The organism is Streptomyces sp. NPDC088350 (genome assembly GCF_044753545.1).
GTDB lineage: Bacteria > Actinomycetota > Actinomycetes > Streptomycetales > Streptomycetaceae > Streptomyces.
In genome coordinates this window covers 340,971-348,990 of sequence record NZ_JBIVNL010000009.1, presented here as the reverse complement: position 1 = coordinate 348,990, position 8,020 = coordinate 340,971, and the positions used below count along the sequence as shown (strand labels likewise).

The window sequence follows — 8,020 nt, the reverse complement described above, 5'->3', positions numbered from 1 at the left end:
GTGCACTTCCCACTGGGGATTTTCAGCCCCCCCCCCCCTTGTCCATCAACTGCCCCCCCGTTCCCCGGGCCCCGCGGGGGCCCCCCGTCGGGGGTGGCCCCCGGGGGGCCCCGGCCGTCGGGGGTCCGTCAACAGCCCGCCTTGTAGAAGTACTTGCTGATCTCGGGCTGGTTCATGTTCGCCTTGGTGATGGCCACCATGTTGGTGCCGATCGACTTCTGGACGGTCTTGCCCTCGAAGGCGGCGGCGAGCTGGTCGACTGCCTCCTTGCCGATCGCCCCCGGGTCCTGGGCCACCAGGACCTGGAGGGTGCCCGCCTTGAGCGAGGCGACCTCGTCCGGCTCCGCGTCGAACGCGGCGACCTTCACCGCGCCCTGCTTGCCGGCCTGCTTGAGACCGGTGGCGATGCCCGTGCCGGTGTTGGTGTTGCCCGCGAAGACACCGCCCAGGTCGGGGTGGGCCGCCAGCGTCGACTGGATCTGCGAGGCCGCGGTGGCCGGCAGGTCGTTGTCGTAGAGCGTCGGCAGCAGCTTGATGTTCGGGTACTTCCCCATCTCCTCGGTGAAGCCCTTGATGCGGGCGTCGGTGGTGGAGACGCCGGGCTTGACGCTGATGACGATCGCCGAGCCCTTCTCGTTCATCAGCTTGGCGAGCGCGTCGGCCGCCACCCGGCCGCCCTTCTCGTTGTCCGACGAGATGCGGGTGATGCCGATCGAGGGGTCGGTGACCGTGGTGTCCACCAGCGCGACCTTGGTCCCGGACGACTGGATCTGCTTGAGCGAGGGGGTGAGCGCGCTCACGTCGACCGGTGAGATCAGCAGCCCGTCCGGCCGGGTCGCCGCGACCGAGTCGATGAGCGGGCGCTGCACCGACACGTCCCACTGCGCGGAACCGTCCGCGGAGAAGTCCATGCCCTTCGCCTTGGCCTCGGTCTGGGCCGCGCACGTCATGGTGATGTAAAAGGGGTCGCTCTTCACGCCGGTGATCAGTCGGACCTTCTTGCCGGAGGCACCCCCCTTCGACCCCGAACCGCCGCTGCCGCTCGACGAACTGCAGGCGGCGGCGCCGGTCAGGGCCAGCACGGTGCCTGCGGCGACCAGTACCTTGCGCGTGATGCGAATGCTCGACATAAGGATGTCCTCCTGGATCATGCGAGGGTTGGGACGAACGTCGGGGCGGGGATCATGCGCGCTCCCGGGTCTTCCGGCGCAGCTGGTCGATGTAGACGGCCACGACCAGGACGACACCCACGGCGACGTCCTGCCAGTACTGCTGGACTCCGATGACGATCAGCCCGGTCGTCAGCACGGCGGGGATGAACACGCCGATCACCGTGCCGAGGACGGAGCCCCGCCCGCCGAACAGGCTGGTACCGCCCAGGACCACCGCGGTGATCACCTTCAGGTTGTCGGTGGAGTGCCCGGCGATGGACGTCGTGCCGTACGACGCCAGCCACATCACCGCGCCCAGCCCGGCGAGGAGGCCCATCAGGCCGTAGACCTTGATCAGATGGCGGCCCACCGGGATGCCCGCGCGGCGTACGGCCGTCGGGTTCGAGCCGATCGCGAGGGTGTGGCTGCCGAACCTCGTGGCGCCGAGGACCGCGCCGAACAGGGCGGTGACGACGGCGGCGAGGATCACCATCCAGGGGATGCCGAGCACCTTGCCGAATCCCAGGCTGTTCTGGAGGTGGGTGGCGGCGGCGCCCGCCGGGTCCTGGCCGCCGGTGGCGAGTTCGGCGATGCCGAGCGCCGCGCCGAGGCCGCCCAGGGTCACGATCAGCGGCGGCACCTTCCCGGTCGCCACCACCGCTCCCTGCAACGCGCCCCAACCCGTGCCCACGGCAAGGGCGATGACGACACAGACGACGACCGTGCCCCAGCCCGCGGTGGGGCCGCCGTGGTGGAGGTTGTACTCGCCCGCGGCCACCGCGGCCAGGACCAGTACCGAGCCGATCGACAGATCGATGCCCGCGGTGATGATCACGAACGTCATGCCGACGCCGAGCACCAGATAGATGGACGCGTTCACGGCGATCTGCGTGATGTCGTACGTGGTGAAGAACTTGCCCGGTGCCGCGATGGTGAAGAACGCGACCAGCGCGACGAGGATCACGAACGTCCACAACTCGCTGACGCCTGCGGCCCGTTGAAGCCACGGGGGTACGGCGAACCGGCCGCCGTCGGACGGGGGCGCGTCCGGCGCCTTGGTCGCCGGCTTGATGTCCTGGCTGTTGGCGCTCATCGCCCGTCCTCCGCTTCCGTCGTGCCGACCGGGCCGTGGTTCCCGTTGTGGGCGGGCTCGTCCAGCGATCCGGTCATGGCTCCGACGAGTTCCTCGATCGTGGTGTCGGCCGCGGTGAACGAGGCCACCCGGCGCCCCAGCCGCAGCACTTCGACCCGGTCCGCGACCGACAGCACCTCGGGCATGTTGTGGCTGATGAGGACGACGCAGAGGCCCCGGTCGGCGACCCTGCGGACGGTCTCCAGGACACGGGCGCGCTGTACGACGCCCAGGGCGGCGGTCGGCTCGTCCATGAAGATGACCTTGTTGGCGAAGGCGACCGCGCGGGCTACGGCCACGGACTGGCGCTGCCCTCCCGACAACGTTGTCACAGGAGCTGTCACATCTTTCAGCTCGACGCCCAGTTCACCGAAGGCCGCGACCGCCTCCCGGCGCATCGTGGGTCGGTCGAGCACGCCCAGGCGGCCGAGGAAGCCCCCGCGTACGAGTTCCCTGCCGAGATAGAGGTTGGCCGCCGCGTCCAGGTCCGGCGCCAGTGAGAGATCCTGGTAGACGGTCTCGACTCCGTGCCGTTGCGCGTCCATCGGTCCCGTGAACCGGACCGGCACCCCGTCCAGGCGCACCTCGCCCTCGTCCGGGGAGAGGACGCCGGAGAGTACGTTCACCAAAGTCGACTTGCCGGCGCCGTTGTCACCGATCAGTGCGACGACCTCACCGGCGTGCGCCGTGAAGTCGGCGCCGGAGAGCGCCTGGACATGGCCGAAACGCTTGACCACACCGTGCGCCGCGAGAAGGGGTTCGCTTGCAGAGGCCATGTTGTGCCTTCTGGTTGGTATCGTTAACAGCTCGTCGATTCTGGGAGGCCCATGAGTGGGCGTCAAGGGTCGTGAACGAACGGGGAGTTGGGCGGGCGCCAGCCGTCCCGCAGACCGGTCGCGCTGGATGAGATCTGGAGGACGCGGCGTGGCCAGCCGTCCCAGGATGAAGGACGTTGCCGCGGAAGCGGGCGTGAGCGTGATGACGGTGTCCCGGGTCGTCAACGGCGAGGCGGGAGTCGCACCGCCGACCGCCGCCCGGGTGGAGGCCGCTGTCCGCAAGCTGGGCTACCAACGCGACGACGTGGCACGGCAGTTGCGCCGTACGGACCGATTGAGCCAGACCATCGGACTGATGGTGGACAACGTTGCCGACCCCTTCATGGCGGCCGTCGCCTCGGCCACCGAGGACGTCGCCCACCGGCGCGGCAACATGGTGCTCATCGGGTCCAGCCGTGCCGACCCGCACCGCGAACGAGAGGTCATCGCGGCTTTCACCGCCCGCCGTGTCGACGGGCTGATCCTCACCCCGGTGGCGGACGACCACCGCTTGTTGCGCTCGGCGCAGGCACAGGGCACGAAGATCGTGTGCGTGGACCGGGCGGCGCCGGGCCTGGACGTGGACACCGTGGTGGTGGACAACTTCGGCGCGGTGCGGCAGGCCGTGGACCATCTGATCGCGCACGGCCACCGCCGTATCGGCTACCTCGGCGACAGGCGGGAGATCTGGACCTTCGGCGAACGGCACCGCGGCTATCTGGCGGCCCTCGGCGCGGCGGGCATCGACGCCGACCCGACGCTCGTCCGGCACGGACTGCGCTCCGGCGCGGACGCCGCCCGGGCGGTCACGGCGATCCTCGCCTCACCCGAGCCGCCCACGGCCCTCCTCGCGGGCAACGAGGTCCTCGCGTTCGGCGTGCTGGCCGTACTGCCCGCCACCGTCGCGTTCATCGCCTTCGACGACTTCGCCCTGGCCGCGCAGCTGACCCCGCCGGTCACCGTCATCGCCCAGGACCCCGTCGCCCTCGCGACGAGGGCGGCGCAGCTGCTGTTCGCCCGCATCCACGGGGACACGTCACCGCCGCGCAGGGTCGTCATGCCGACCGAGCTGATCCCGCGCGGGTCGGGGGAGATCCCGGGGCCGGGTACCCCGACTGTCGTTCCCCGGCGCTGACGACTCCCGGCCCCCCGTCCCGCGCACGGCATCGATGGTTACGCGCGGGGCCGCTCGAAGGTGAGGAGCAGGCCCTCGACCGCGCCGGGACCTATGCGGCCCTTGACGTCGGCGGCGGTGATGGCCTTCAGGCCCCAGCCGTCCTCGGCGTGCTTGTTGAGGACCTTCTCCAGCTTGTCGCTGTCCAGGGCGTCGCCGATCAGCGACTCCCGGAAGCTGACGACCTTGTACTCGAACGTGTAGGCGTTGCTCATGACTGCGATGTCCTCCTGTGCGTGCGCACGGTGTGCGGTGGGCGGGGTCAGCCAATCACGGGGGGACGCTCTCGCGCAGGCCGGGGGTGGTTTCCTGGCACGGCTGTCAACTGGGCCGGGGGCGCGGTTCGTTGAGCGGGCCGGAGCCTGAAGGGGCGCGCGCGGGCATGCCGCCACGGCACGCCGTGGCCGCGGTGTCACCCGGCACGGGGCGGGGCGGAGCCGTAGCGTGAACGGTGTCGCAGGCGGATGCGGACGGATCCCGTGGGAGAGAGATGTGCTGGAGTGCGAAGGCCGATCTCGTCGCGGGCGCGGGCATTCTCGCCGTCGGAGTGGCCTGTGTGGCCCGGACCCGCAGGCCCGCCGATCTGCCGCTGGCCGCGCTGCCGTGGCTGCTCGGTGTCCACCAGATCGTCGAGTCGCTGGTGTGGGCCGCCGGCGGAGGCACGGGCGCCGCCACCGTCACCTGGGCCGTCATCGCATTGCCGTTGCTGGCGGTGTGGGTGCCGGCGGGCGTGTGGTGCGCCGCGCCACCGCACGCACGGCCCCGGGTCGGCGTGCTGCTGGCGGTCGGGGTGGCGACGGCCGGAACGCTCGCGTACGCCCTCGCCGCACGCCCGGTGACGGCCGAGATCCGCGGCCACACCGTCGGGTACGTCGTCGACCTTCCCCACCCCCAACTGGTCGTCGCCGGCTACCTCGTGGCGACGGTCGGCTCACTGCTCGCGTCCGGTGACCGCGGGCTGGTGCTCCTGGGGAGCGTGTTCGGTGTCGGCGCGCTCGTCTGCTGGGCGCTGTGGCGGTTCGAGTTCGCATCCACGTGGTGCGCGGTCGCCGCGGTGTCCTCGGTGACGGTGTTCTTCTGGGTGCGTGGCCGCAGCGGGGAGGCCGGGAGGCGTCGGTACGTCAGTGCGTCCGGCGGCGGGTCCAGAGGGTGAGGCCGCTGCTCGTGGCGACCGTGCGGGGCCGACAGGCGGGCCGGGTCCGCGCAACCTCGTTGATGTCAGCCGGTGACGTCGGGTTGGATGGCTTCATGGAGCGCATAGACGCAGAACTGTTCACTGACGGTGGGAACGACGCCGTGGTCCGTCTGCCCGGTCGCCGGTTCCCCGGTGTGCTGATCCAGGGCGACTCCCTTCACATCCTCCGCAGCGATGTGGCCGAGGTGGTGGAGGCCTGCGAGCGGGGTGACCTGGCCGACGCGGGGGAGTCCGCGGGGCTTCTGCTGGCGGGACTCGACGCGCTACTGACCCGCTACTCCGTGGCGTTGGCGAATCACCAGATCCAACGGCCTTACTGACAGCGGGACTTGAGGACAAGGAAACCACCCGATGAACCTTCTGCTGACGGCGAGTGGTCTGCGCAACGAGACGCTGCGGGATGCGCTGCGGGACATGCTGGGAAAGCCGTTCGGATCGGCGAACGTCGTGTACGTACCCACGGCATCGGTCGCCGAGTCAGGGGACCACGGGTGGTTCGTCGCGGACATGAACCGGCTGTACGGCCTCGGCTGGCGGGAGTTCGACGTCCTGGAGCTGAACGGCCTGCCCCGGCAGACGGTGCTCGACCGGCTGCTCCACGCCGACGTCGTCTACGTCGAGGGCGGCAGCCACTACCACCTCGCGCGCAGCATCACCGGCAACGGCCTGGCCGACGGCTTCCTGGAGGCGCTGGAGAGCCGGGTCTATGTCGGGGTCAGCGCCGGATCGATGATCTTCAGCCGTCATCTCACCGGGCACTCCGCCGACGTCATCGGGGACACCAAGGACCTCCACGTGCTCGGCGCGACGACGGTGGAGCCGCCGTTCGGTCTCTTCGACTGGTATCTCAAGCCCCACCTGTACTCGCCGGATTTCCCCGAGCGGGACGACGCCTGGGCCGATCGCATCGTCGCGCGGGCGGACTTCCCGCTCTACTTCATCGACGACGAGACGGCCGTTCGCGTCCGGGACGGCAAGGTGGATGTCATTACTGAAGGCCGCTGGCGGTTCCATCCGTAACTGCCCACCGCCGACTCGAAGACCGCCCTCACACCTCCCGGTGTGCGATACCCAACAGGCTCGCGGCAGCCCGCAAGTCGGCTGTGTGATGGCCGAGCGCGAGGGACCAGTGGTGGCCCACGCCCGTCGCGCTCCACGCGTCCACCCACTCGCCGGGATCGCGGCCGAAGTCGACGCGGCTGGTGGTGTTGCCGATGGCGAGGAGGGGCCCGGGTACGACGGTGCCTTCGGACGTGATGAACGACAGCGTGCCGTCGGCGTCCTGGCCGAGGCCGACGAGGGTGACCGGGCCGTGCTGGACGTCGAACTCCACGCTGACGCCCCAGCCGCGCTTGCCGTGATAGACGCCCAGCCCGCGCAGCAGCGGGTCGCGGGCGCCGACGGCGAGGTGGGCGGGGCCGTCGTGGCCCATCTCCACCACGCCGGCCTCGAAGTCGAGGGCCTGGATCTCGGTGAAGGAACCTCCGGCGCCGATGCTCTGCGTCGCCAACTGGGCGAGACTGGTGCGGAGTTCGTACTCGCCTGCGGCCGGCACGCCCCGGGCGGTGAGCAGGGAGGCGCCCAGGATCATGCCGGCGCCGAGCCGTTCGTGCAGCTCGCCGTCGAGACCGCGGTGGTAGTAGGCGAGGGTGTCGAGACCGAAGTCCTCGACGAGCCGGTCGAGGGCGACCGACACCGTCGCCCCCCACGCGAGGTCCTCGTTCACCACGCTGTCGTCCACGGCGAAGATCCGCCGGGCGAGAGCCGTGCGCTCTCGGGTCTCGGCCTCGCTCACCTCCTCCACCCGATGCCGCAGATCGTCGAACTCCAGCACCTCGACGTGCGAGCCGAACGTCGCCGGAAGCAGCGTGAGATCGGTCGACACGTCGAGCATGCCCGGATACAGATGGCCCATCAGACCGTGCCGGGCGTGCCGGAGCGCGGCCCGCACCCGTGCGGCCCGGATCCACTGCTCGATGCGCCGCCACGCCGACTCCTGGCGCAGCCAGCCCGACACCGACCGGAAGGGGATGCCGGCCCGGCGGAAGACGTTGCCGACCTCGGGCACCGGGCACTGCCCGCAGTAGGCGAGCCAGGCGCCGGTGTCGAAGGAGGCGTGGTCCATCCGTTCGGACGGCTGGAGGTCGATGACCAGGACGGGGGTGTGCGAGCGCTGGGCGATCGGCAGCACCATCGACGAGGTCAGGTACGTCGTCAGGAACAGGACGATCAAGTCGCAGTCCGCCAGCCTGAGTTGCTCGGCCGCGACCGCTCCCTCCGCCGCGTCGGAGATGAAGCCGACGTCGGTCACCTCCGCGTCCATCCGCTGGAAGCGCTCGGCGACATACGCGGACGACTCCCTCAACTGCGGGAGGAGATCCGGGAATTGCGGCCAGTAGGCGCCGAGTCCGCCCGCCACGAGTCCGATCCGGGTGCGGCGCCGGGGCACCGGTGGAAGCAACTCGCGCAGGGCGGCGGCGCGTTCCGCGCTCACGGTCGTGGATTCGGTCGTAGCCATGGGCGGTGTTCCTTCCGAGGGCAGGCGTCGGCGCC

The 8,020-nt window shown here is 70.5% G+C and carries 9 protein-coding genes; 4 read left to right on the top strand and 5 right to left on the bottom strand.

The features are described 5' to 3' along the window. Positions 1 to 128: 128 nt before the first annotated feature. Genes ACIQBL_RS31680 through ACIQBL_RS31670 form a run of 3 tightly spaced genes read right to left on the bottom strand, consistent with a single transcriptional unit; the run spans position 129 to position 3,059 of the window. Positions 129 to 1,130 carry an ABC transporter substrate-binding protein gene (locus tag ACIQBL_RS31680; protein ID WP_401947542.1) on the bottom strand — a complete coding sequence of 334 codons (1,002 nt, stop codon included), beginning with the start codon at positions 1,128 to 1,130 and terminating at the stop codon, positions 129 to 131. A 52-nt stretch (positions 1,131 to 1,182) separates the two neighbouring features. After that, positions 1,183 to 2,244, bottom strand: a complete 1,062-nt coding sequence (locus ACIQBL_RS31675) for an ABC transporter permease (protein ID WP_401947539.1) — start codon at positions 2,242 to 2,244, stop codon at positions 1,183 to 1,185. Further along, positions 2,241 to 3,059 (bottom strand): ATP-binding cassette domain-containing protein, encoded by an 819-nt coding sequence (locus tag ACIQBL_RS31670; RefSeq protein ID WP_401947536.1) that lies wholly within the window; start codon positions 3,057 to 3,059, stop codon positions 2,241 to 2,243. The genes ACIQBL_RS31675 and ACIQBL_RS31670 overlap by 4 nt, the downstream gene beginning before the upstream one ends. A gap of 166 nt (positions 3,060 to 3,225) precedes the next feature. Between ACIQBL_RS31670 and ACIQBL_RS31665 the strand changes: the two genes are divergently transcribed. After that, complete coding sequence (locus tag ACIQBL_RS31665; protein WP_401947886.1) at positions 3,226 to 4,233, top strand: LacI family DNA-binding transcriptional regulator; 1,008 nt, start codon at positions 3,226 to 3,228, stop codon at positions 4,231 to 4,233. Between the two features lie 38 nt (positions 4,234 to 4,271). Here ACIQBL_RS31665 and ACIQBL_RS31660 read toward each other — a convergent pair whose 3' ends face one another. Next, positions 4,272 to 4,487: a DUF4177 domain-containing protein gene (locus ACIQBL_RS31660; protein ID WP_019056094.1), complete on the bottom strand. Its 216-nt coding sequence runs from the start codon at positions 4,485 to 4,487 to the stop codon at positions 4,272 to 4,274. 275 nt (positions 4,488 to 4,762) lie between these two features. On the opposite strand from ACIQBL_RS31660, the gene ACIQBL_RS31655 reads away from it, so the two are divergent. From ACIQBL_RS31655 to ACIQBL_RS31645, 3 genes are all read left to right on the top strand, one after another. Then, positions 4,763 to 5,425 (top strand): DUF6629 family protein, encoded by a 663-nt coding sequence (locus ACIQBL_RS31655; RefSeq protein WP_401947534.1) that lies wholly within the window; start codon positions 4,763 to 4,765, stop codon positions 5,423 to 5,425. A 95-nt stretch (positions 5,426 to 5,520) separates the two neighbouring features. Continuing rightward, positions 5,521 to 5,787 (top strand): DUF6959 family protein, encoded by a 267-nt coding sequence (locus ACIQBL_RS31650; RefSeq protein WP_401947532.1) that lies wholly within the window; start codon positions 5,521 to 5,523, stop codon positions 5,785 to 5,787. Positions 5,788 to 5,818: 31 nt separating this feature from the next. Further along, a complete protein-coding gene (locus ACIQBL_RS31645) occupies positions 5,819 to 6,487 on the top strand; it encodes a Type 1 glutamine amidotransferase-like domain-containing protein (RefSeq protein WP_401947529.1) in 669 nt (222 codons plus the stop codon). Positions 6,488 to 6,515: 28 nt separating this feature from the next. On the opposite strand, the gene ACIQBL_RS31640 is transcribed toward ACIQBL_RS31645, so the two are convergent. Continuing rightward, entirely contained in the window at positions 6,516 to 7,985 is a 1,470-nt protein-coding gene (locus ACIQBL_RS31640; protein ID WP_401947527.1) for an arabinose isomerase, read from the bottom strand. Between the last annotated feature and the right edge of the window lie 35 nt (positions 7,986 to 8,020).